This is a genomic window from Pseudovibrio sp. FO-BEG1 (assembly GCF_000236645.1).
Classification (GTDB): Bacteria; Pseudomonadota; Alphaproteobacteria; order Rhizobiales; family Stappiaceae; genus Pseudovibrio.
This window is the reverse complement of the sequence record NC_016642.1, coordinates 1,778,349-1,802,068: the sequence shown is the minus strand read 5'-3', so window position 1 is coordinate 1,802,068 and position 23,720 is coordinate 1,778,349. Positions and strand designations below refer to the sequence as shown.

The 23,720-nt window shown below is 54.5% G+C and carries 22 protein-coding genes; 5 read left to right on the top strand and 17 right to left on the bottom strand.

Annotated features, from left to right (window positions below; translation table 11 throughout):
• The first annotated feature begins 217 nt into the window (after positions 1-217).
• On the top strand, positions 218-1,090 hold the full coding sequence (locus tag PSE_RS08255) for a transporter substrate-binding domain-containing protein (protein ID WP_014284431.1): 873 nt from the start codon (positions 218-220) through the stop codon (positions 1,088-1,090).
• On the opposite strand, the gene PSE_RS08250 is transcribed toward PSE_RS08255, so the two are convergent.
• Positions 1,087-1,935 carry a sterol desaturase family protein gene (locus PSE_RS08250; protein WP_014284430.1) on the bottom strand — a complete coding sequence of 283 codons (849 nt, stop codon included), beginning with the start codon at positions 1,933-1,935 and terminating at the stop codon, positions 1,087-1,089. The genes PSE_RS08255 and PSE_RS08250 overlap by 4 nt on opposite strands.
• Positions 1,936-2,067: 132 nt before the next feature.
• On the opposite strand from PSE_RS08250, the gene PSE_RS08245 reads away from it, so the two are divergent.
• A complete protein-coding gene (locus PSE_RS08245; protein ID WP_014284429.1) occupies positions 2,068-2,718 on the top strand; it encodes an alpha/beta family hydrolase in 651 nt (216 codons plus the stop codon).
• Between the two features lie 55 nt (positions 2,719-2,773).
• Entirely contained in the window at positions 2,774-4,123 is a 1,350-nt protein-coding gene (locus PSE_RS08240; protein WP_014284428.1) for an anti-phage deoxyguanosine triphosphatase, read from the top strand.
• An 87-nt stretch (positions 4,124-4,210) separates the two neighbouring features.
• Here the strand turns inward: PSE_RS08240 and PSE_RS08235 are convergent, their stop codons facing one another.
• The 3 genes from PSE_RS08235 to PSE_RS08225 form a co-directional block, all read right to left on the bottom strand.
• On the bottom strand, positions 4,211-5,197 hold the full coding sequence (locus PSE_RS08235; RefSeq protein WP_008549972.1) for an Hsp33 family molecular chaperone: 987 nt from the start codon (positions 5,195-5,197) through the stop codon (positions 4,211-4,213).
• Positions 5,198-5,319: 122 nt separating this feature from the next.
• Positions 5,320-6,258: an ornithine carbamoyltransferase gene (gene argF, locus PSE_RS08230; protein ID WP_008550068.1), complete on the bottom strand. Its 939-nt coding sequence runs from the start codon at positions 6,256-6,258 to the stop codon at positions 5,320-5,322.
• The gene (locus tag PSE_RS08225; RefSeq protein ID WP_083417075.1) at positions 6,255-7,457 is read right to left on the bottom strand and encodes an aspartate aminotransferase family protein; all 1,203 of its coding nucleotides are present in this window, start codon (positions 7,455-7,457) and stop codon (positions 6,255-6,257) included. The genes argF and PSE_RS08225 overlap by 4 nt, the downstream gene beginning before the upstream one ends.
• Positions 7,458-8,274: 817 nt before the next feature.
• Between PSE_RS08225 and PSE_RS08220 the strand changes: the two genes are divergently transcribed.
• Positions 8,275-8,835 (top strand): GcrA family cell cycle regulator, encoded by a 561-nt coding sequence (locus PSE_RS08220; RefSeq protein ID WP_008549984.1) that lies wholly within the window; start codon positions 8,275-8,277, stop codon positions 8,833-8,835.
• 97 nt (positions 8,836-8,932) lie between these two features.
• Here the strand turns inward: PSE_RS08220 and PSE_RS08215 are convergent, their stop codons facing one another.
• The 8 genes from PSE_RS08215 to PSE_RS08180 form a co-directional block, all read right to left on the bottom strand.
• Complete coding sequence (locus PSE_RS08215) at positions 8,933-9,403, bottom strand: GNAT family N-acetyltransferase (protein WP_014284426.1); 471 nt, start codon at positions 9,401-9,403, stop codon at positions 8,933-8,935.
• A 77-nt stretch (positions 9,404-9,480) separates the two neighbouring features.
• Positions 9,481-10,176: a phosphate regulon transcriptional regulator PhoB gene (gene phoB / locus PSE_RS08210; RefSeq protein ID WP_008549923.1), complete on the bottom strand. Its 696-nt coding sequence runs from the start codon at positions 10,174-10,176 to the stop codon at positions 9,481-9,483.
• Positions 10,177-10,396: 220 nt separating this feature from the next.
• Positions 10,397-11,101 (bottom strand): phosphate signaling complex protein PhoU, encoded by a 705-nt coding sequence (phoU, locus tag PSE_RS08205; protein ID WP_008549853.1) that lies wholly within the window; start codon positions 11,099-11,101, stop codon positions 10,397-10,399.
• Positions 11,102-11,136: 35 nt separating this feature from the next.
• Positions 11,137-11,940 carry a phosphate ABC transporter ATP-binding protein PstB gene (gene pstB / locus PSE_RS08200; protein WP_051125979.1) on the bottom strand — a complete coding sequence of 268 codons (804 nt, stop codon included), beginning with the start codon at positions 11,938-11,940 and terminating at the stop codon, positions 11,137-11,139.
• Positions 11,941-11,992: 52 nt separating this feature from the next.
• The gene (gene pstA, locus PSE_RS08195) at positions 11,993-13,840 is read right to left on the bottom strand and encodes a phosphate ABC transporter permease PstA (protein ID WP_014284424.1); all 1,848 of its coding nucleotides are present in this window, start codon (positions 13,838-13,840) and stop codon (positions 11,993-11,995) included.
• On the bottom strand, positions 13,833-15,221 hold the full coding sequence (gene pstC / locus PSE_RS08190; protein WP_014284423.1) for a phosphate ABC transporter permease subunit PstC: 1,389 nt from the start codon (positions 15,219-15,221) through the stop codon (positions 13,833-13,835). Before pstC ends, pstA begins: the two co-directional genes overlap by 8 nt.
• 198 nt (positions 15,222-15,419) lie before the next feature.
• Positions 15,420-16,439 (bottom strand): PstS family phosphate ABC transporter substrate-binding protein, encoded by a 1,020-nt coding sequence (locus tag PSE_RS08185; RefSeq protein WP_014284422.1) that lies wholly within the window; start codon positions 16,437-16,439, stop codon positions 15,420-15,422.
• A 163-nt stretch (positions 16,440-16,602) separates the two neighbouring features.
• Entirely contained in the window at positions 16,603-17,970 is a 1,368-nt protein-coding gene (locus PSE_RS08180; RefSeq protein ID WP_014284421.1) for an ATP-binding protein, read from the bottom strand.
• A 484-nt stretch (positions 17,971-18,454) separates the two neighbouring features.
• On the opposite strand from PSE_RS08180, the gene PSE_RS08175 reads away from it, so the two are divergent.
• Entirely contained in the window at positions 18,455-19,039 is a 585-nt protein-coding gene (locus PSE_RS08175; protein ID WP_014284420.1) for a tetratricopeptide repeat protein, read from the top strand.
• A gap of 21 nt (positions 19,040-19,060) precedes the next feature.
• Here PSE_RS08175 and PSE_RS08170 read toward each other — a convergent pair whose 3' ends face one another.
• Genes PSE_RS08170 through PSE_RS08150 form a run of 5 tightly spaced genes read right to left on the bottom strand, consistent with a single transcriptional unit; the run spans position 19,061 to position 23,595 of the window.
• Positions 19,061-19,777: a hypothetical protein gene (locus PSE_RS08170; protein ID WP_014284419.1), complete on the bottom strand. Its 717-nt coding sequence runs from the start codon at positions 19,775-19,777 to the stop codon at positions 19,061-19,063.
• 57 nt (positions 19,778-19,834) lie between these two features.
• Positions 19,835-20,323 (bottom strand): SRPBCC family protein, encoded by a 489-nt coding sequence (locus PSE_RS08165; protein WP_008549934.1) that lies wholly within the window; start codon positions 20,321-20,323, stop codon positions 19,835-19,837.
• 23 nt (positions 20,324-20,346) lie between these two features.
• The gene (locus PSE_RS08160) at positions 20,347-21,186 is read right to left on the bottom strand and encodes an ABC transporter permease (RefSeq protein ID WP_008549831.1); all 840 of its coding nucleotides are present in this window, start codon (positions 21,184-21,186) and stop codon (positions 20,347-20,349) included.
• Positions 21,183-22,517: an ABC transporter permease subunit gene (locus PSE_RS08155; RefSeq protein WP_041768152.1), complete on the bottom strand. Its 1,335-nt coding sequence runs from the start codon at positions 22,515-22,517 to the stop codon at positions 21,183-21,185. Before PSE_RS08155 ends, PSE_RS08160 begins: the two co-directional genes overlap by 4 nt.
• Positions 22,510-23,595: an ABC transporter ATP-binding protein gene (locus PSE_RS08150; protein WP_008549533.1), complete on the bottom strand. Its 1,086-nt coding sequence runs from the start codon at positions 23,593-23,595 to the stop codon at positions 22,510-22,512. Before PSE_RS08150 ends, PSE_RS08155 begins: the two co-directional genes overlap by 8 nt.
• Between the last annotated feature and the right edge of the window lie 125 nt (positions 23,596-23,720).

Genomic DNA, 23,720 nt, shown 5'->3' with positions numbered 1-23,720 from the left:
TCCCCATGATACTTCCGCCCCTGTTAATCCATGAGGCTGGTTTCCGGCTACAGGCCTTTCCCTCTCGCAGACATTCACTTAGTATCTCCTTGAGAATTTCCCGTTAGGCTTACGCTCTGTTGCAAACTGGATTGGATAGCTTTTGCGTTTCCCTTTATTCTTCATATTGCTGATTTTCTGTAGTGCCCAGCCGCTCATTTTCGCGGCGTCAAATGCCATGGCACAGAATGCATATGGCACTGATACATGGGCGATTTCCCAGAGCTCTCCCTTGTTGGGAGCGGGAAACGATGGCTCTGAAAATGCAGTAAACTCGCAAAAAGCTCCCTCTTCCGTGACAATCCCACTGTTCTCAGGTGGACAATCTGGCTTAGCGACAACTGGTAAGGCACCAGAGCGTATTCGCTTCATTGCAGCCGATGATTTTCCGCCCTTCATTTTCCGGGATAGTGAAGAGCGTTTGATGGGATACAACGTGGATCTTGCCCGCGAGATCTGCCAGAGCTTGAAAGCGGCTTGCAGCCTGAAGATTCTGCCGTTTAACCACCTGGCCAATACCGTGGCCAATGGTGAGGCTGATGCTGTGATTGCTGGTGTTAGCATGACACCGGCCAACCTTGAAAAACTTTCCTTTTCGCAGATTTACATGCGGTTTCCGGGCCGCTTTGTAACCAGCAAGCGCAGTTCTCTGGAGCCTCTGCCTGAAACCATGGGCGGCAAACGGGTTGCGGTGGTTCAGGGATCTCGGCACGAAGCGTTTTTAGAGCGGTTCTTTACGGATGCGATTGCAGTTCCCTTTGAAAATGAGGAACTTGCACGAAACGCTCTTGTGAGCTCCGAGGTAGATGCCTTGTTCGGCGATGGGATGCGGTTGTCGTTCTGGCTGGATACCCAGAAGGCCAACGGGTGCTGCAAGTTTGCTGGGGGGCCGTGGCTGGATCCAAGTTACTTCAGTGGCGGACTGGCGATTGCAACAAAGGCAGGCAATACCAAGATGTTAAATGCGATCAATCTTGGTCTTACCCGCCTTCAATCCAATGGCCGATTGGGGGAACTTTATCTCAGATATTTCCCACGCGGTTTTTTTTAGTGCCCTGCTTTGGGCGTGCCATCTTTGTTGACACGGCTGGACAGCCAGCCTTGTACATGGGTTAAGGCCTTGAAAGGCAACAGCAATGCCCAACCCAACTGGCGCGGTTCCTTGCCCTGAAACTCTTTCAGACCAAACGTAATGTTCTCCTGTCCACCTTTCGGGTCATGAACATAGGTGGAGAATAACCGGTCCCACCAAGGGAAGTTGAAGCCGTAGTTGCTATCGGTCTCAATTGGACGGGTTGAATGGTGGATGCGGTGCATGTCAGGCGTCACGATCACCCATCTCAGCACACGGTCAGCCTTCTCTGAGAGCTTGATGTTGGCGTGGTTGAACATGGCGGCTGCGTTAAGGACCACCTCGAAGATCACAACTGAGAGAACAGGCGCGCCAAGCAAGGCGACCACGATCACTTTCCAGAGCATTGAGACGGCAATCTCAAGCGGGTGGAAGCGAAGTGCGGTGGTGACGTCGAAACGTGGATCGGTGTGGTGCACCTTATGCAGATGCCATAGGAACGGAACTTTGTGGCTTGCAACATGCATGGCCCATACGGCGAAATCGAGGGCAAAGAATGCAATGATACCGCCGAGGACAGGATCCAGCGCCAGCCAGTGAAACAGACCGAAGCCCTGCATCTGCGCCCAGTAAGCCGTTGAAACTGCAGCAAAAGGCAGGGCAAAGCGCAGCATCAGTGTATTGATTGCCGACAGGATAAGGTTGGTGGACCAGCGCTGCGGCCGTTCCTGGCTCTCTGAGCGCCGGGGGATAAAGATTTCCAGCAGTGCGAACACAAGGAACGCTCCTGCAAAAATTCCCAGGCGAATGACGCCTTCTTCCATAATGTATTCCGTTCTATTTTCGCGTAGGTTCTACGCATTTATATTAGCTAATTTGAATATGGGTCTTATTGAAGACGGGGACAAGTAAATTTCCTGTCACTTTTGATGTGAAAGAGGCGTTAAAATAGCGTCATGACTGAGATTTTATGGACACGTCCTGAAGGTGAGTGCCTTGGCACTCTTGTGTTGGCTCATGGTGCGGGTGCGCCGATGGATGCCAATTTTATGAACCGGTATGCGGAAGCGGCGGCTTTGAACGGCATTGCTGTGGCGCGGTTTGAGTTTGGCTATATGGCTAAACGTCGGGAAACAGGGAAGAAATCGCCTCCACCAAGAGCTGACAAGCTGATTGGTGAGTACCAAAAGGCTGTACAGCTGATTTTAGAAAATGCTGAGGGGCCGGTTCTGATTGGTGGGAAGTCCATGGGTGGACGCGTTGCGGCGATGCTGGCGGGTGGTGAGAGCCTTCCGAAGCGGGTTCTGGGCGTTGTATGTCTGGGCTATCCCTTTCATGCTATTGGGAAATCTGATCTGGCGGACTGGCGTGTGGAGCCGCTGCAAAATGCTCAGCGCCCGATCTTCATTGCGCAGGGTGACCGGGATCAGATGGGGAACCAGAGCGAGGTGCAAGCTGTTGATCTTCCTGAGACAATCAGCATTGACTGGCTGGAGGATGGCAACCATGATCTGGCACCGCGCGGGGCTTCTCCCGCGACCTGGAACGGCAATATCGAGCAGTCTGCTGCGAAGACCGCCGAGTTCCTTAAGAGCCTGATAGATTAAGCTTTTTTCTGCCCTGCGCTTTGTTGTGCAGGGCTTTTTTGTGTGAGGTTTAGACGTGAGTGATGTTGTTTGGACTGCTCGTCAGAGTGGCTGGGTTCCCAAGTCGGATGATGCGCGAACGCCTTATGATGTAGATTATGCCCGCATTGTTCACTCTCATGCCTTTCGCCGCCTGCAGGGGAAAACCCAAATCCTCAATCTGGGGGACAGCGACTTTTATCGCACGCGTTTGACCCACACACTGGAAGTGGCCCAGATTGCTTCTGGCATCACACGGCAGTTTCGGGCGTTTTTCAAAGATCATCCGGCCTATGACTTCGTCCCGGAAGAAAGCCTCGTTAAAACAATCAGCTATTGCCACGATATCGGGCATCCTCCGTTTGGACATGGGGGTGAAGTGGCGCTGAACTACTGCATGCGAGAGAATGGTGGGTTTGAAGGCAACGGCCAGACCCTGCGCATTGTTTCACGGCTGGAGAAGATGTCTGCTGAGCATGGGGCTGATCTGACACGGCGGGCATTACTGGGTATGATGAAGTATCCGGTGGCGTTTTCCCGCGTGCATAATCCCGATTTATCCCCGCAGCTTAGCCCCAACACTTCAACAGTGAGCCTGATCGACAGGAAACGCTCTGCTCCGCCCAAGTGTTTTATGGATGGGGAACAAGAGATCGTCGATTGGGTGCTGGAGCCGCTCTCTGAGCAGGATCGCTCGCTGTTCTGCAGCTTTGTGCGTAAAGACGGCAAGCACGCAAAATCCCGTTTTAAATCATGGGATTGCTCCATCATGGATCTGGCTGATGACATCGCTTACGGGGTCCATGACTTTGAAGATGCTATTGCTTTGGGGCTGGTGCGCGAGGAGCAGTTCCGGGAGGATATCTCGAAAGAAGACTGCTCTGCATTCCTTGAAGATCTGGCTTCCAGCAATCCGGGTAAGTATTCTAAAGATCCTTATGAGCAGATGATTGCAGGGCTGTTTGGCAATGCCAATCGGCGAAAGCAGTTCATCGGTAAGCTGGTTCATTTCTTCATTGTGGCCGTTCAGATCAAGGAACAAGAGGCCTTCAGCGAGCCGCTTTTGAAGTACAAAGCTGTTCTTCCAGAAGGCCATGCGAAGGTTCTGGATGCGCTCAAAGGCTTTGTCTTTAAACGGGTTATACAGGCACCGAACGTTCAGCATCTTGAGTTCAAAGGGCAGACCATGGTGGTTGCCGTTTTTGAGACGCTGATGAGCGAGCCGCAAGCGTTTTTGCCGGAAGATGTTTACGCGGACTTCAAAGAGGCTGAAGAGGGTTCACGGATCATCTGTGATTACGTTGCCAGCATGACGGATATGATGCTGCTGAAAACATATGACCGGCTGTTCAGTCCACGCATGGGGTCGATCTTTGATCGTGTTTAGCGGCATAACCCGTTCAGCTTCAATAAGTTAAAGAAAAACGCTGCCAGAGGATTTCTGACAGCGTTATTTACGCTTTTTCTGCGCGGATTAGTCCTTGAACACCTTGTTGGCGTCCAGCTCGTAATCCTTGGAGCAGAAGTCACACTTGATGTGGACGGTGCCTTCCGCTTTCATCTCGGCTTTGTCTGCATCAGAAAAGTTCTGCATCATGGCAGTGATCTTTTCTTCAGAGCAGGTGCATTTGTCTGCCATGCTCTGCGGGGAGAAGACGGATGCACCACGTTCGTGGAACAAACGATAGAGCAGACCTTCAACTGTGAGGCTCGGATCGATGAGTTCGTCATCTTTCACGGTCTCAACCAGTGAGCGCGCTTCAACCCATGCGTCGTCTTCGTCGACCTGATGAGCTTCGTGCCCTTCTGGCGCGTCGCCTGGGTGGATGTCTGCCTGTCTCAGGCGATCCAGAGACTGTGGCAGGAACTGAACCATGATGCCGCCCGCAGCCCAGGAGTGCTCAGCACCCCCTTCTTCTGCCTTGGTCAGCACTTCAGCAACGCCGAGGCGAACGAAAGTCGGGATCTGTTCGGACTTCTGGAAGTACTCATGCGCAGCTTCTTCCAGAGTGGTGCCGTTCAGAACCACGATACCCTGGTAACGGCTGGTATGGGCGCCCTGATCGATGGTGAAGGCGAGATGGCCTTTGCCGAGCAACTGGTCTGGCTTGAAGCCATCCTTGCTTGCGACTTCAGCAACCTTTGCCTCGTCAAACTGAGCCATGGCGCGCAGGCCGTCAGGTGCGTTGAAGTCTACCACGAGCATGGAGACTGCACCGTCTGTCTGGGCTTGCAGAGTCAGGCGACCTTCGAACTTGAGGGTACTGCCAAGCATGGATGTCAGGACAATTGCCTCTGACAGCAGCTTGTTTACCGGCGCAGGGTACTTGTGCCGCGCCAGCATTGAGTTCAGCACCGGCCCCATATTGATAACCCGACCGCGAACGTCCAGTGCTTCAACAGCAAATGGTACGACAGCGTCAACGCCGGCGGCGGTCGGTTGAGCAGGTGTATTTGTCATCTTGTTCTTTTATCCTTGCGCATATCTTCGACTGAAGACCGGACAACCACTTTTCAGCGATATGCACTATGCTTGCGCATATCGTCACCTGAAAACCAGCAGCCACTTTTCAGCGATATGCTTTATCCTTGAGGCGATGCACCCATGCACCACGCCATAATGCCTTTTTGGGCGTGGAGTCGGTTTTCTGCCTCGTCGAATACCACAGAATGCGGGCCGTCGATCACCTCATTTGTCACTTCTTCCCCACGATGTGCAGGCAGGCAGTGCATAAACAGGGCTGAATCGTTGGCTTCACTCATCAGGCGTTCGTTCACCTGATAGGCAGCCAGCATGTTGTGACGGGTTTCAGCATCGCTGTCACCCATGGAAACCCAGCAGTCGGTGATAACACAATCACTGTTTTTAACAGCAGCAAACGGATCGTCTGTTACTGAAAGTTCAGCACCGGATGTATAGGCCTTTTCGATCCATTCAAGGGGTACTGTCAGTTCATTTGGTGCGGCAACGTTAATTTTGAAGTCAAATTTGGATGCCGCTTCGATCCAGGAGTAAAGAACGTTGTTGCTGTCACCCACCCAGGAAACGGTTTTACCCTTAATGCTTCCGCGGTGTTCTTCGAAGGTCATGATGTCTGCCATGATCTGGCAAGGATGTGAAATCTTGGTCAAACCGTTAATGACAGGCACGGTCGCATATTCCGCCAGCTCTCTGACCGCGTCATGGTCCAGCATGCGGATCATGATCATGTCGACGAAGCGGGACAGGACGCGGGCGGTGTCCGGAATGGACTCGCCACGGCCAAGCTGCATTTCTGCACCGGTCAGCATCAGGGTTTCGCCGCCAAGCTCGCGCATGCCTACATCAAAGGAGATACGGGTTCTGGTGGATGGCTGTTCGAAGACCATGGCCAGCACTTTGCCTGCCAGAGGCCCCTGCCCGCGATGAACGCCATTGCGGGTGGATTTGATCTGCTTGGAGACATCCATGATGTGACGGAGTTCGTCACTTGAAAAATCACTGATATCGAGAAAGTGCTGTGGTTTTGTCAGTGTAGTCATTTGGCAGTCTCGGCAGTTTTCAGCTCGTTTTCCATGTCCGCAGCAGCGGCTTCAATTTTCTGGGCGAGCACGTCAATTTCTTCAGCGGTGATGGTCATTGGCGGCATGATGCGGAGCACGTTGTCTCCGGCACCAACCGGCAGCAGACCATTATTACGCATGTGAACCAGCAGCTGGGTGTTTGGCACCTTACATTTGAGGCCAAGCATCAGGCCTTCACCGCGCACCAGCTCAAACACGTCGCCGTGCTGGTCTACAATGCAGGCAAGCTTTTGCTTTAGCATCAGGCCTTTTTCCTGAACGGCTTCCAGAAAGCCCGGTTCCAGGACGGTTTCCATAACAGCAGTGCCGACAGCCATTGCCAGCGGGTTGCCGCCGAAAGTGGTGCCATGCACGCCCGGCACCATGCCGCTGGCCGCTTCATTGGTTGCGAGGAACGCCCCCATCGGGAAGCCACCGCCGATGCCTTTTGCAATCGCCATCAGGTCTGGTGCAACACCAGCCCATTCGTGGGCAAAGAGCTTGCCGGTACGACCAACACCCGTCTGGATCTCGTCATAGATCAGCAGCAGGTCGTTTTCATCACAGATCTCGCGCAGGCCTTTCAAGAAAGCCGGATCCATGGAGCGGATGCCGCCTTCGCCCTGAACAGGCTCCAGCATGATGGCTGCTGTTTCCGGGCCAACAATCTTTTTGACTGCTTCCAGATCGCCAGCCGGCACCTGATCAAAACCTTCTGGTGCTGGACCGAAGCCTTCCAGATACTTTTGCTGACCACCAGCAGCCAGAGCTGCCATGGTTCTGCCGTGGAACGCATTTTCAAAGGTGATGATGCGGTTCTTTTCCGGGTTACCCTTGGCAAAGTGGTAGCGACGCGCTGCCTTCATGGCACCTTCGGTCGCTTCCGTACCGGAGTTGGTAAAGAACACAACGTCAGCAAAGGTGTTGTCTGTCAGCAGCTTTGCGAGCTTTTCACCCTCTGGAATGGTGTAGAGGTTGGTGACGTGCCACAGCTTTTCAGCCTGAGATTTGAGCGCCTCAACGAGCTTCGGATGCGCATGACCCAAGCCGGAGACGGCGATACCCGAGGCACAATCCATGTATCGTCGACCATCAGCCGCATAAAGCCAGACACCTTCCCCACGCTCAAACGCCAGGTCTGAACGTGCATAAGTCTGCATTAGCGACGAAGTCGTCATTTCTCACTCCTCATGGATTGAGCTCTGGGCTCAAAAATCTTGGTTGCTACAAAAACAAAAAACGCCATCTGGCGCTTCATTCAACACCCGAAGGTGTTCAGTTGTAAGGGAAGCGACATATAAACCGCGTTCCCTCAGGGCAGTCAATAACACGTATTGCCAGCAATACCTTACTCCTGTTCAGGAATGGGCAGCCGGCTTTTTGTTCTTCCTATCGGTGCATTCCGGTTGGTCTACTACCTGAGGAAAGGCACATTGTGGCATTTTTAAATGATGGAGTAGAGGTCTAATCCCCTCTTCACTGGCCAGTTTTTTTCCATATCTCTTAAGGTTTATTCAATACACCTCTAGCGTGTACCGCGTCATATGAAGGTGTCATTCGGCGAGTGCATCTGCACTGCAATTTGTAGTTTACTAGTGTTTTTTACTAGTTGTTTTTCAGTGGTAAATATATGTATTAAATATCAACGGGGTAACGCTATCAGCTCTTACTTTGTGTTGGAAAGAATGCGGTGGAACTTGGTTTAACAAACAGCTCCTATTCTTTAGATTGATAATCTTCTCCCACCACAAGAAGGCTGTTATAGGTAAGTAGTAGTACGGCAATTCTGGGGAAAACCAGAGTCTTCCCCACCTCAATTCTTTGAGGTTATTGCTCGTAGGAACGCCGATATAGTACTGTGCGATAAGAGTTATACACCATCTCGTAGTTACTGAACGCTGCAAGCACACACGCTCAGGTTAGCGGCAAATTCGGATACGTCCGAGCTGAGCGAATACTGTTTTGCGCGCCACTGAAGGAAGACGGGGGCCTTTAATGAGCTGGACAGCAGAACGTGTAGAGTTACTAACCAAGCTTTGGGCAGACGGGTTAAGCGCAAGCCAGATCGCTGGGGAACTAGGCAATGTGACCCGAAATGCCGTAATTGGTAAGGTTCACCGGCTAGGGCTTTCAGGGCGTGCTAAATCAGGGGGCGGTGCAACCAAGACGAGAAAGGCAACTGCCCCAGCGGCAAGAACAGCTTCTCCAATTAAACCGACAGTGACCGAAGCGGTCGCAGCAGCAGCTCCCTCTCCTACTCCTCGACAAGTTCAGCCAACAGTGGCAGGCGCCAACGCTCTTAAAGTTGAGCCAATTGAAACGATCGAGACCGAAATCGCTCCCGTCCCAGTCGCAGAAATCTTTATTCCGGTTTCCGAACGCGCATCCATCCTGACATTGAACGAACGCACCTGTAAGTGGCCAATTGGCGATCCGGGTTCTGAAGACTTCTACTTCTGCGGTCGTCAGTCAGATGCAGGCACACCGTATTGCGCGCATCACCGCAGCATTGCCTATCAGCCAGTCAGCGACCGCCGCAACCGCCGCGCCAGCTAAAACAGACTGAAAGCAAGCGCTATGAGCCGGGTCCAGTGCCCGGCTTTTTGCTGTCTGGATGCCTGTTTTGTAACGACTATCCGCCTGTGACTGTGACCTAGTGTTTGTGAGCGCTGAAAGTCTGGCGGGTGACATTGCCCCAGTACGGGTCGTTGTAGCTGTCTTCCTGATAGTGGCCTGAGGTGTAGTCGTTCACCACAGCGCGCCAGAAGGCGGTGGCGTGGTCCGCGCCTTCAATCTGCTTGATCTGCCAGTTGCCGGGCATCTGATCAAACAGCGCGCCGGCAAACTGCAAGCCCAGCTTGTGTCGGCGATAATAGGGGACGACGTAGAACTCACAGACTTCGAACCCCTCCTGCTCATCCTGTTTGATGGCGGCCAGTCCTGCCGGGAGGTCGTCGCTGTACACCAGATAGCCGATGATGTTGCCTTCCAGCAGCGTGTCCTTAGCGAACAGACCGTTGGCGTCAGGCTGTTTGTGTGTGAGAGGCGAGAACTCTGCCTCGTAAGCCTGGCAGAGATTGTCGTAGATATGAGCGGTTGCTCTATCAACCGTCTTGATTTTCATTTGTTTTCCGCATTGTTTTTAGTCTGCATCTCCGGATCAGAGATGCAGTTTCACAATGCGCATATAGCAGAAATCGATTACCCGACAGCAAACTGGTCGTTGAACGCGTATCCGGCGCCGCGGACGGTGCGGATTGGGTCTTTCATGCGGCCTTTATTAATGGCTTTACGCAGGCGGCCCACATGGACATCCACGGTGCGCTCATCCACATAGACATCATGTCCCCACACGCCGTCGAGCAGTTGCTCGCGGGAGTAGACGCGGCCCGGTGCGCTCATGAGGAACTCCAGCAGGCGGAATTCGGTTGGGCCGAGGTGGATTTCGCGGCCAGTTCTGCGGACGCGGTGGGTTTCGCGGTCCAGCTCAATATCACCGGACTTGAGCATGGTGGAGACAACTTCCGGCAATGCACGGCGGAAGATCGCTCGCACGCGGGCCATAAGCTCCGGAATGGAGAAAGGTTTGACGACGTAATCATCGGCTCCGGTTGCCAAACCGCGGATGCGTTCAGACTCTTCACCACGCGCTGTGAGCATGATGATTGGCATTCGTTCGGTTTCTGAACGTGCCCGCAGACGGCGGCAAAGCTCGATACCGGAGAGGCCGGGCAGCATCCAGTCCAGCAAGAGCAGGTCCGGCTGGCTTTCTTGCAGCAGGAGTTCCGCCTCATCTCCTCTTGCGCATACGTCGACATTGTAGCCTTCCGCTTCGAGATTGTATCTCAGCAGCAGGCTTAAAGGTTCTTCGTCTTCTACAATCAGTATCTTAGGCATACCCTAGTGCTCTCTTTGCACCTTCTGTTGTAAAGCAGTTTACCGCCATCACTGTGCATGTAAACCACTTTAACCTTTTGTAGTTGCGTCTTTTCTTATCAGAAACACGAAGTCGCCCTCTGATTTGACACATGAAGTGCCGCGTAATGAACCCGACACTCCAAACCTTGTTCAACGTGGTCGCCTTCCGGGCTTGCAGCTTCCCGGAGAGCGGCACGTCTCAGACAGCGCTGCTGTCTGCCAGTTCGTCCGTTTTTGGACGATCAGCCGGAAGCTGATTTCCGGAGATCATGTAGTAGATGTTCTCGGCAATGTTGGTCGCATGGTCACCGATGCGCTCGATGTTCTTTGCACAGAACAGCAGGTGGGCACACATGGTGATGGAGCGTGGATCTTCCATCATGTAGGTGAGCAGCTGACGGAACAGACTGGTGTACAGCGCATCTACCTCATCATCGCGCAAATGTACGCGCTGAACGACTTCCAGATCGCCGGAAGTATAGGCATCGAGAACGGCTTTGAGCTGTTCCAACGCCAGATCGGACATATGCTCCACGCCGACAGCAAGCTGCTTGTTGTTGAACTCACTCTCAATTGCGAGCGTCCGCTTTGCAATGTTCTTGGCCATGTCGCCAACGCGCTCCAGATCGTTGGAGATGCGCATGGCGGCGATGATGTCGCGCAGGTCGCTTGCCATCGGCTGGCGGCGTGCGATCACGGAGATGCACAGCTCTTCCAGCTCAGCCTGCATGTTGTCGAGGCGTCTGTCCGCCGCAATGGTGCGGGTTGCCAGCTCGCGATCCTGTCTCAGCAGTGCGCTGACGGCATCATGTACCAGCGTTTCTGCGAGGCCGCCCATTTCGACGACACGTCCGGCCAGCTCTTTCAGTTCTTCATTGAAGGACGAGACGATATGATCTTTCATCGGATGATCTCCTTAGACCTCCTTGCCTATTATTTTTAACCGAAACGGCCAGTGATGTAATCCTGCGTGCGCTGGTCTTTGGGGTTGGTGAAGATGTCGTTGGTCAGCCCCTCTTCCACCAGTGTCCCTAAGTGGAAGAATGCAGTGCGCTGCGAAACACGCGCCGCCTGCTGCATGGAGTGGGTTACGATGACGATGGTGTAGTTCTGGCGCAACTCATCGATCAGCTCTTCCACTTTAGCGGTGGCGATCGGGTCAAGCGCAGAACATGGCTCATCCATCAGGATCACTTCCGGAGACACTGCGATTGCGCGCGCGATGCACAGACGCTGCTGCTGACCACCGGAGAGGCCGGTTCCCGGCTCATCCAGACGATCTTTCACTTCCTCAAACAGACCGGCGCGCTGCAGGGAGCTGGCAACGATCTCTTCCAGATCGGCCTTGTTTTGCGCCAGACCGTGAATGCGTGGGCCGTAAGCCACGTTCTCGAAGATAGATTTCGGGAACGGGTTTGGCTTCTGGAACACCATGCCAACACGGGCCCGCAGTTCCACCACATCAATGCGTGGGTCGTAGACATCATCGTTGTCGAGAAGGATGTCACCTTCCACGCGGCAGATGTCGATGGTGTCGTTCATGCGGTTGAGGCAGCGCAGGAAGGTGGACTTGCCGCAACCGGATGGGCCGATCAGCGCGGTCACCTGATTTTTGCGCACATCCAGATCCACGCCATGCAGGGCCTGCTTGTCACCGTAAAACACTTTTACATCACGGCCACGCATTTTGAGCGTTTCGCCTTCAGCTGATACGGCTGGAGGGGTGCTTATTGTTGTATCCATTGCACTCTCGGTGTCTGTGGTCATTTCCAATGCCATGATCTTGCCTTTCAAATCACCAGCGGCGCTCAAAACGTTTACGAAGAACGATTGCGATTGCATTCATCGAGATCAGGAAGCCGAGCAGCACCATGATCGCGGCAGAGGTTTTCTGCTGGAAGGCCGGTTCGGGGAAGTCTGCCCACATGAAGATCTGAACCGGCAGCACAGTCGACGGATCAACCGGGTTTGCCGGGATGTCGACGATGAAGGCCACCATGCCGATCATGAGAAGCGGTGCGGTTTCACCCAAAGCCTGCGCCATGCCGATGATGGTTCCGGTCAAGATGCCTGGCATTGCCAGAGGCAGCACATGGTGGAACACGGCCTGCAAGCGGGAAGCTCCAACACCCAGTGCAGCCTCACGGATGCTTGGCGGCACGGCCTGCAGTGCTGCGCGGGAGGCGATGATGATGGTTGGCAGGGTCATGAGCGCCAGCACCATACCGCCGACGACCGGCGCGGATCGCGGCAAGCCGAAGACGTTGAGGAACACTGCCAGACCAAGCAGACCGAAGACGATCGATGGCACGGCTGCCAGGTTGTTGATGTTCACCTCAATCAGGTGGGTCCAGCGGTTCTTAGGCGCGAACTCTTCCAGATAAATCGCAGCAGCCACGCCAATCGGGAACGACAGGGACAAGGTGACGAGCATGGTCCAGAAGGAACCAACAGCAGCGCCCCAGATACCGGCCATTTCAGGTTCACGACTTGCACCGGACTTGAAGAAGATGGAGTTCCACTGGTTCTCGATGGTACCTTTGGAGACCAGATAGTCCGTGTAGGCGATTTCTTTGTCAGAGAACTTGCGGAAGCTTTCCGGTGTTTCCAGCTCTTCAACGCCCCACTGACCAGCAGCGGCAGCTGCATCGGAGCTCAGCGGGATGAAGGCGGTGCCGGTGACGCTGGTTGGCGTGACCTTTTCCGCTTTGATGGTGCCGCCATTCACGTTCACAAAGAAGCTTGGCATCTTGTTGTTGAGTGTGCCACCGTTCTCAACATTGGCGAGGTGGCCCTGCAGAACGGCCAGTTCAGCCTTGCGGGTTTCCAGAGTGGCCTTGATTTTCTCAAGCGCCTCTCTGTTGCTCTCAACTTCAGCTGTCAGGCGCTGTACGACCAGCGGATCTTTTTCGCTTTTCAGACGGGTTTCGAGGCCTGTGATCTTGGTGTTGACGCTGACTTCAGAACGGCCACGGGCTTCGATCTTGTCAGAAAGCAGCGTGATCTCATTCTCATAGTAAGATTTGAGCGCAACGATGAGTGCACCGAACTCCGGCTTCTCGGCGGTGATGGTCACCTGCCCTTCGGTTCCGGAAACGGTGGCTGCACTTGTTGTGGTGATCTCGTTTTTCTGCGTGATCAGGCCTTTGACATAAAGGTCTGCGAAATCTGAAAGCGGGATGGCGACTGGACCGGTTCCACCCAGCATGGATGTGTCGGCGACCACCTGCTTTTGCAGGATGACGTTGGCGCCGGAGGACACCAACGAGTACAGCACGCGGCGGTTTTTGCGGTCGGATGCAAATGGCAGTTCAGCCTTCAGACCATCACGGATGATCTTGTTGTAGCTGGCGCCTGCCGGATTGGCTGGATCAACCTTTTCAGCACTCAGGTTCAGCGGCACGCTCACGTAGTTGTAGGTGAAAGCTGGCAGGCCAGTGCCGACAATTGTGAAGAGCAGCAGAACCAGAAAGGTTGCGGCCAATGCAATGGCACCGATGCCGTAAGCCTTGAAGCGCGCTTCCATGCTGTAGCGCTTTTTCAGGCGCTTGCGAGCTTCGTCTGTCGTATGGACGCCGGAAGGAATGCCTTTGACACGTCCGCCAATTGCGGAACCGGCAGTGTCCTGAGCGATATCAATCATACTGTTCCCTATATTTCTTCACGACGCGCAGAGCGAAGATGTTCAGAGCAAGTGTGATGCAGAAGAGGAGAAGACCGAGAGCAAATGCTGCGAGTGTTTTCGCGCTGTCGAACTCCTGGTCACCGACCAGCAAGGTGACGATCTGCACGGTCACGGTTGTTACCGCTTCCAGTGGGTTCACTGTCATGTTGGCGGCAAGGCCTGCTGCCATCACCACGATCATGGTTTCGCCAATGGCGCGGGAGATGGCGAGGATCAGCGCCGAGACGATGCCCGGCAGAGCTGCTGGCAGAACCACACGGCGAATGGTTTCGGACTTGGTGGCACCAAGGCCAGCAGAGCCATCACGCAGAGACTGGGGCACCGCGTTGATCACATCGTCAGACAGGGAGGAGACGAACGGGATGATCATGATGCCCATAACGAGGCCCGCGGCCAAAGCGCTTTCTGAGCTGACTGACAGGCCGATGCTTTCACCCCAGCCGCGGATAAACGGTGCCACAGTGAGCGCGGCAAAGAAGCCGTAGACCACTGTTGGGATACCGGCCAGAATTTCCAGAACCGGCTTTGCGATGGCGCGCACTGGTGTGCTTGCGTAGTCAGAAAGATAGATCGCTGAGAGCAACCCGATTGGTGCGGCCACGATGATCGCGATTGCGGTGATCAGCATGGTGCCGACCAGAAGCGGGATTGCGCCGAAGATCTTAGTGTTTGCTTCGCCGTGTTCTGCGCCCGCACCTTCAAACGCGCTTTGCGGGCTCCAGTGGGTGCCAAAGACGAAGTCCAGAATTGGGATCTGGCGGAAGAACATCAGGCTTTCGAAGATCAGTGAGAGCACGATGCCGATGGTGGTGAAGATCGCAACAGCGGAACACAGGATCAGCAATCCCATGACGGTGCGCTCTACAAAATGGCGAGCCCGCATTGTTGGGCGAATGGCACGGTTGCCGTACCACAAGCCGCCAAGCACGAGGCCAACCATGAGAACTGATTTAAGGACAAAGGAGGTTTGAGCGAGCGAGGCAAACACCTCAGCTGCTTGTTCCTTGCCAGCATCGGAGAAGGCAACAATGCCGCCGAATGCGATGGCGCGGGCATCGCGCAGGAATGCTTGAAGTTCTGGTTTGGACAGTCCCTCGATCACCTCGGCATTGGCGCTGATGACCAGGGTATCAAGCATGCCCGGCTCTACAACTGCCCATGCAATCAGGAGCACAAATGCCGGAAGTGTGGACAGGATTGCCAGATACCCACCGTGGTAGGTTGGCCGGGAGTGAAGCACGGAAAGCTGATGACCAGCGACCTGCAGAGCCCGGAAGCGTCCATAGACGTTAGCGGCTACGAAGACCAGTAGAAGAAGGGCAGCGTAAGTCCAGAACATTTGATTGCGTCGCCTTATTTGGCTCTTCTGTCAGAGCGTATTTCTGCCTGCAGATCAGGCTTGTTATGCGGAAACACGCTGCAACTGTTATAGCGAATTCATGGTGTTTGTTTGGAAGCACCCGAACGCGCTGTCGACCTTTTGCGGATGCGTGAAAGCGGTCAGCTGAGGTGCTGACCGCTCTCTGATTTTTTGCAATTAGAATGCAAGTGGTGTCAGAGCTGATGCAGACTTGGAAACTGATGCGCGGTCAGCTGCTGGCAGTGGGATCAGACCCTTGTCTGCCAGGTAACCTTCGTCGCCCCAGGTGTCTTCGTTGGTGAACTCAGCCAGGTATTCTGCGATGCCTGGGATGACGCCAACGTGCTCTTTCTTGATGTAGAAGAACAGAGAACGGGACACTGGGTAGTCACCAGCTGCGATCGCATCAAAAGTAGGAGCAACACCGTTGATGTTTGCGCCCTGCATTTTGTCAGCGTTCTGGTCGAGGAAGGAGAAACCGAAGATGCCGAGTGCGTTCGGGTTTGCTTCCAGCTTCTGAACGATCAGGTTGTCGTTCTCACCAGCTTCGATGTAAGCACCGTCTTCACGAACTTCGTGACATGCTTTTTTCTTCAGGCCGAGTTCTGCAGCGCCTGCAACTTTCTTACAGCCACCCTGCATTGCCAGCTCAGCAAATGCATCACGGGTACCGGATGTTGGAGGAGGACCGAGAACTTCGATCTTGGTGTTTGGCAGAGATGGGTCGATGTCGGACCACTTCTGGTATGGGTTTGCAACCAGCTTGCCGTCAACCGGGACTTCTTTCGCCAGAGCCAGGAATACCTGATCAAGGGTCAGGTCCAGCTGAGCGCCCGCTTTGGAGTTTGCCAGAACGATGCCGTCGAAACCAACAGTGACTTCAACCGGGGTTACGCCAGCCTCATTACACTTGACCAGCTCCTTTGCCTTCATGCGGCGGGAAGCGTTGGTGATGTCAGGTGTGTTTTCGCCAACGCCTTCACAGAAGAGCTTGATGCCGCCACCGGAACCAGTGGATTCAACAACTGGTGTTTTGAAGTTTGTTTTCTGACCAAACTGCTCAGCTACTGCTGTTGCAAATGGGAAAACAGTGGAGGAACCAACGATCTGAATCTGATCACGAGCCTGTGCGGAACCTGCAGCAATGGTACCTGCGAGAGCGAGCGCTGCGACGCTTGCGAATGCCTTGATTTTCACCTGAAGTCTCCTGAGAGTCTTGGTTTTAAAACTGATTAATTACGTTCACCTCACAGCGCCCCGGCTGTGAGCTGGCTGTAACCTAGCGTTTGGCTGTGATGGTTATATGAACGTTGAGTATCAGTTTTATGACATCGCAAGAGATTGATTTTGCTACATATTTTTAATCGAGTTCATTTTCGTCATAAATAACGGCACCGGGTATGAACACACGGAAGCAGGCGCCTTCATCCGGCTTACTTTCGATTTCCAGACGGGCCCTATGGCGAGTCAGAATGTGTTTTACGATGGCCAGACCGAGGCCTGTGCCCTTCATCTGACGGGAGGTGACCACGTCAACCCGGTAGAAACGCTCGGTTAATCGCGGCAGGTGTTCCGGATCGATGCCCGGGCCGTAGTCACGAACCTCTGCGATCCAATGCGGTGTCTCGGTGGAATCAGGGTCCGGGCGGCATGTGACATCGACTCGGCCACCGCTAGAGCCGTATTTCAGGGCGTTTTCGACCAGATTGTTGAAGACCTGAACCAGCTCGTCGTTTTCACCGCGAATCTCTGCAGGTTCATCGGGCACTGTCACATTCAACTCGACGCCATTTTCCTTGGCGACGGGCAGCAGCGATTCCACGGAGTGGCGCATGATCAGGCCGAGGTCCACGAGGGTTTCGGGCTGGACGTGCACTTTCATCTCGATGCGGGACAGAGACAGCAGATCATCAATGAGACGACGCATGCGCTCTGCTTGATCCAGCATGATGCCGAGGAACTGGTCCTGCGCCTTCGGGTCGCCTTTCGCTGGTCCCTGTAAGGTTTCGATAAAGCCTGTGAGGGAGGCAAGCGGCGTGCGCAACTCGTGTGAGGCGTTAGCGACAAAGTCGGCGCGCATACGCTCTAGACGGCGGGCTTCGGTCAGGTCGCGGATGACGACAAGGATGAGGCCCGGGCGTCCACGAGGGACTGCAAGGTTTCCGCTGGAGACGGACCAGAGCGGCGCGATATGCGCTTCCAGCCACAGTTCCATTGGCACCTTTTCGGTCCAGTCGATGACTTCAGTAGAACCACCATTGGAGACGCGATCCAGCGCTTCCAGCAAGGATGGTGCACGGATGCGGAAGGACAGAGGATCCCCCACCGCGATGGTGCCGAAGCGGCGCTGTGCGGCGAGGTTCACGTACTGGGTGGTACCGCGGTAGTCGACGACGAAACACGGGTCCGGCAGTGCGTTGACGGCGGACTTCATGCCGCGATCCACGATCTCGCTGGCTTCCTTGCGGCTGACACCGCTTGGCGCTTTGACCTTTGTGCGGCTTTTCATGCCGCCGCCGATGACCAGAATGAAGATGAGAGCGTAGGCGAAGAATGAGGCCCAGACGGGCACCTGAAAGGCAACAGAGAAGACAGCAAAAATGCCTGCGGCGGCCAGAAGGATCCAGCGTACATCGACGGTTTTGCGATAAATCGCCTGCCTGTTGAGACCCAGTCTCAACGGCTCCTGATTTATCTGCTTTTCTTCCTTGTCAGTATCCAGGGACATACGTGCCACTCTCTAAACGCCGCTGCGCGTTTACGTTGTTTTTTCTTTCAGACTGACCGAGAATTTAACTGGGTCAGCATGACATTCTCGCGACGGCGGCTGCTCATTTTTGCAATTTCCCCACAAGGAGACGTAGCGAAACCAAGGATCTTGGAGGTTCGGTCCACTTAGGAAATGGCGTAGATCCACTCAGACATTTTCGACGCGTTGGCGCGGTTATATATTTAGCAGGTTTAACAAATCAAGCAGAAGAGAAGCTGAGGAATAATAATTAATCGGCAAAGCTTCATTTGAGGCAGGTTCAACGTCACGCAACTCTCATCTTTTGCGTTTAGAGCCCAATTGAAGCGAAGTGTCATCTCACTCTTACCTTTGGTAATTGTATTTAAATGGCCTGCGCCTTTAAATAGGTACTGCGGGTGGACCTGAGAGTGAGGGCAGTTTGCTTGCTGGGGCACGCTTTAGGACGCGGAACGAAGGGCTGATGATGGAAGAGATTCTGGAAAAACTGGAAGCAGCAATTTCGCAGGAAAACTGGCCAGAAGCGGAGAAGTATATTCTTCTCATGCTGGAAGAAGACGAGACCAACCCGAGCCTCTGGTACAATCTGGGCCTTGTGCGCCGGCGTGCAGGCAATAATACTCAGGCCCTTGAGAACTTTGAGAAGACGCTGGAATTTTCACCGCAGCACCAAGGCGCAATGTTTGAGCGAGCTGCGGCTTGTCTGGACATGGAAGATTTCAACACCGCCCTTAATGACTTCGCCGAGTACACAGCCGCCTACCCCGATGATGGAGACGGATTGCTGAATCTGGCGCGCATTGCGCTTCACATGGAAGTGCCGGATCTTGCGTTGCAGGCGTTCCAGAAGCGGGCTGAGATTGAGAATGATGCGGAGAACATTCTGGGTGCTGCCGAGGCCATGCAGATGATGGGGGATGAAGAAGGTATCAGTATGCTGCGGCGCCTGTTTGCCAACAACCCACCTGTGCGTCCTGAACTTTTGAAGATTATGAGCCAGGGCTCCTTTGGCCGTGTGCCGCTCAACTCAAAGGCTATGCTGCCCTAGAGATTAGAAGCCCCCTCACCTTTACGCATCCACGGAGCGTTTGGCGCGAACAGACTTGCGGTAGTGTCCCGGCTCTGCCTGCAGTTTGTTTTGCGTGTCTAAATGAGTTTCGAACTCTGCCTCATCCATCGGGGCACAATCCAGCTCCATTGCTTCCCGCTTGAAGGGGAAGGCCTGTGCGATGGGGGTGCCAGCTTGGAGCGTACCTTCAAACTCCGGGTTCTTCCAAAGCGCCGGGAAGTGCACAAAACCACCTTTGAAGCGATCACAATCTACCACGCCAGCCAGCGTTCTGAACGGCAGTTCCTCGCGATTGAGGGGATGAGTGAAGAGCAGTGAGATGCCTTCCGGAGCCTCGATGCTCCAGAAGTTGTTGAGCTTGATGATGAAATCGCCGGGGTTCGTGCCCAGCGGCGCCCCGGTTGCTTGTTCCGGCACATGCAGGCCGATGGGGGATCGAGTTTGCTGTGCTTTTGGTGAGACCGGTTTGGGCCAGTGCCACGAGAACTCGCCGTCTTTCATCGTCACATCACAGGGCAGTTTGAAGAGGATGCCCGTGGAGAAGCCGTCAATGATGGGTGGGCAGTGTTTGAGGGTGCGCACCTGTTCGTTGCCCAGCAGCTCACTTTCCACGGTTGAAGGGATGTCTTTCAACCATTCTGGAAGCGCTGACTTTGCCTCAACCGGCTCTGGAATGTGGCCATGAAGTTCTGGCAGACAACGGAACTTGAGCTTCATGAGGGCTCCTAAATGCGTCGTTTCATTGGAGAACCGGCATCGCGTTGAGCGAGGTGCCTAGATCTTCACAATGGCGGTTTTCAGCTTGTTCAGGCAGTAGGCCCACCCGGCGCTGGAGTTCATGGCGCGCAGGTACTCCCGCCAACCGTCTCCGTAGCGTTCAAAATGACTATGCACCAGTTTGAGCTGGGTGCCACCCTCAACATCTGAAAACTGAATTGTCACGATGCCAGCCTTTTGCGGGTCTTCAATGAGCAGGCGTTTGGGAGAGATCTGCCAGGCAAGGACGATCTTACTGCCCTCTTCCAGCTCCTGAATGGTGCCCCAGTGCAGGCGTCTGCCGTCTTCCACATCTTCAAAGCACGAGCCGCCCACCAGCGGCTCTATGCCTAAAACACCATCCGGGGAGAACCTGTATTCCGCAGGCCACCATGCGTCGATTTTCTCGAGAAAACACACATAGGCGCTTTGGGCAGAGGCAGGCAGAAGCACCTCTGCCTTGCACAATGAAAATTGCTCCAAGACACCCATTTCGCCTGATGTCATTGCTTCCCCCCAAAATAGATCTGTCAGCCGCGTCCCTTCCTGCGGCTTGCCATCACGTAGACTGTAGCAGCAATTATCGTAATTGCTACAAAGAGAACACCGATGACATTGATGACAGGGGATATACCAAAGCGCATGCGCGCGCCAATCTCTGTCACAAGGGTCCAGCTTGGGCCAATGGCAAAGAAGGTGGTGTTGTAGTTCTCAATGGACTGCAAAAACGCGATGGCGGATGCGGTCAATATTGTGGGCATCAGGAAGGGCAGCGTGATGCGGCGGAACACGAAGAACGAGGACGCCCCCAGATCCAGCGCAGCTTCTTCCAGCACGATGTCCTGACGCTGCAAGCGGGCCATGAACATGAGCATGCAGTAGGAGGCGATGAAGCTGGATTGAGCGATGGTTGCGGTGAACAGGCCGCCTTCCACGCCAAACGCGTCGCGCCAGAAGATGAGCGTGGTTGCACCCAGCACGATGCCCGGTGTGAGCATGGGTGAGACCAGAACGGTGTAGAGGAAGGTTGTTGCCTGAGACTGCAGGCGGGTGAGCAGCAACGCGCCTGCAAGGCCCAGCGGGATGGAGATGACAATCACGCCCACAGCAATGATAAGGGAGTGCACAAGGCCATCAATGAACCGCTGATCCTGCGGCAAAGCGCGGAACCAATCCAGCGTGAAGCCCTGCCAGTCAATAACCGAAGGGGTTGGCGCTGAGTTGAAGGCTGCGATCACCATGAAGATCATCGGCAGGAACATATAGGCGAAGAAAATCACCAGATAGCCGTTCAAGACGGCGGACGCCCAATCGATTGGAGTTTTAGCTGTTTCTGTCACGCCGGTGCTTTCAAGAGTTGTTGCCGTCATTTCGCGATGTCCCGGATACCGACGCGGAAGACCCACATATTGAACAGAATAAAGACGATACAGGCGACCAGAAGTGCCAGAGAATAGGCGGCGCCCTGGTTCCAGCTGTCAGCCTCAAAGAAGCGGCGGTAGATCACCTGACTAAACCAGTCTGGATGCAGACCACGGCCCACAGCGCTTGGAACCGCGATGGATCCAGCCGAGAGCATGAAGGTCATGATCGCGCCAACAGCAATGCCCGGTTTGGCATGTGGCAGGACCACACGCCAATGAATACGCCATGTGGAGGCACCCAGATCTCGGGCCGCTTCAATCTGATTTTTGTCCAGTGTGTCGATGGTGTTGTAGATCGGGAAGACCATGAACAGCACGTAGGCGTAGACCATCACTGTGAAGACTGCGCCGTTTGAGGCGACAAAGCGGAAGCCCTCTCCTGCCTCCAGGTTGATGATACCCAACAGATCGAGCAGTCCATTCAGGATGCCTTGCTTCTCCAGGATCATGATCCACGAGAAGATGCGCAACAGCTCGTTGATCGCATAGGGGATCAGCAGACCAATCATCAGGATGGCGAGTTTGTTGCGGCTGGTTGTTGTGGCGACAGCGTAAGCCACCGGATAACACATGATGAACGCCAGAATGGTGACGCAAAGCGCGTAGGCGATGGTTGCGAGGAAAATCTGGAAGTGGATCGAACTCATCATGGTGAAGTTTTTGAGAGAGTACGAGGTGTCCAAACCTACGCTTTCGCTGGTGGCTTTCTCCTCGGCCTCCAGTGTGGCGATCTTTGCTTCTAACTCGCCTTTTCTGGCAAGAAGCGGTTCTACTTCAGCTTCGATTTCAGCAATCGTGCGGGTCGCGTTTGTTGCCCCGCCAGACGATGGCGCCCCAAACGGGTTCAGGCCGGTGGTGTCATTGCCGGAAGGCTCTGCAAATGGATTGAGGCCGGTGGCATCGTTTGACGGTGCCGGGCTCTCTTCTGCGAATGGGTTCAGGCCAGATGCACCACCAGGGGTGGAGGGTTCTGGTTTGGCAAACGGGTTGAGAGACGAGGCACCGTCCTGCGGCTTGGCTGTTGCCTCCCCTGCATTGACCGCGTCTTTTTCCGCATCCAGCTCTTCCAGCGAGGTGTTGATCTGAAACACTTCTTCGTAGGCACGGTCGATCTCCAACGCCAGTGTAGCCGCAGCTCCACCTCTGTCCTCATAGGTGAAGGCGCGCTCAATCATGGAGAACTGGGGCAAGACGATGAGGAGCACGATCCAGAGTGCTGCCAGCCCCATGAAAAGAGCCGTGAGCCCTTTGCCGTAACTTTTGATCAGACTATTCACTGGCCAGCTCTCCTGGACGCATCACAACAGCATCCTGTGCTGCGAACCAGAGGTTCTGATCAGAGCCGAGTGGCTGGTGTGTTTTCTCCACGTTGGTGACATGGACTGCGATTGGCTGATCCCCTGCCCGCATGTGCAGGTTCACAAACGGTCCTTCCAGATCGCGGCGTTCCAGTTTTGCAGACAGGCCGTTTTGCTGGCCGTCCTTTTCTTCCAGCGTGACGCGTTCCGGGCGAACGAAGAGGATGGCGTCCTCCCCTTCGTTCAAGCCATGTGCGTTCTGTCCGAACAGCTTGCCTTGGGAGGTTTCCAGAACAGCGAAGTCGCCTTCCCTGCCAACAACCTTGCCTTTGAAGACGTTCTGTTCGCCCACAAAGCTGGCGACGAATGGGGTGACCGGGTGGGCGTAGATTTCATCAGAGGTGGCGACCTGTTCCACTACGCCGTGGTTCATGACCGCGACACGGTCTGACATGGTGAGCGCTTCACCCTGATCATGGGTGATGTAGATGAAGGTGACGCCGGTTTTGCGCTGCAGCTCTTTTAGCTCGGCACGCATGTGCTGGCGCAGCTTCAGATCCAGCGCGGAAAGCGGCTCGTCAAGCAGGAGCACGGATGGCTCAACTGCGAGAGCACGGGCAATGGCAACGCGCTGGCGCTGACCACCAGAGAGTTCTGTTGGCAGTTTATCGCCCTGCCCGTCCAGTGCGACGAGGGACAGGAGCTCCTGCGCTTTTTCGTGGCGGATCTTTTTGGAAATGCCGCGTGCTTCCAGACCGAAGGCGATGTTGTCTCGTACGCTCATGAGCGGGAAGAGCGCGAGGTTCTGGAAGATCAGAGCGGTCGGTCTGGCATTGGCGCGAATGCCGGACATGTCTTTGTCGCCAATGACGACGCGGCCCTGAGAGGGACTGAGGAAGCCAGAGATCATGCGCAGGATGGTTGTTTTTCCGCAGCCGGACGGGCCGAGGATAGAGAAAAACTCACCAGCATTGATTTTGAGGTTCGTGGGCTGAACGGCGACAAAATCGCCAAATCTCATGGAGAGGTTTTCGAGAATTACATCATTGCCATGCATGAAGGGCCTATTGCTTTATCTTATGGTTTTCAGGGATGGAAACCTGAGGTTTTCCGCTCGGCTACTGGCCATGCCAGAGCGCAGTTCCTTCCTTGCAAAAACGGCGCCTGTGCCACCGCTGCGAT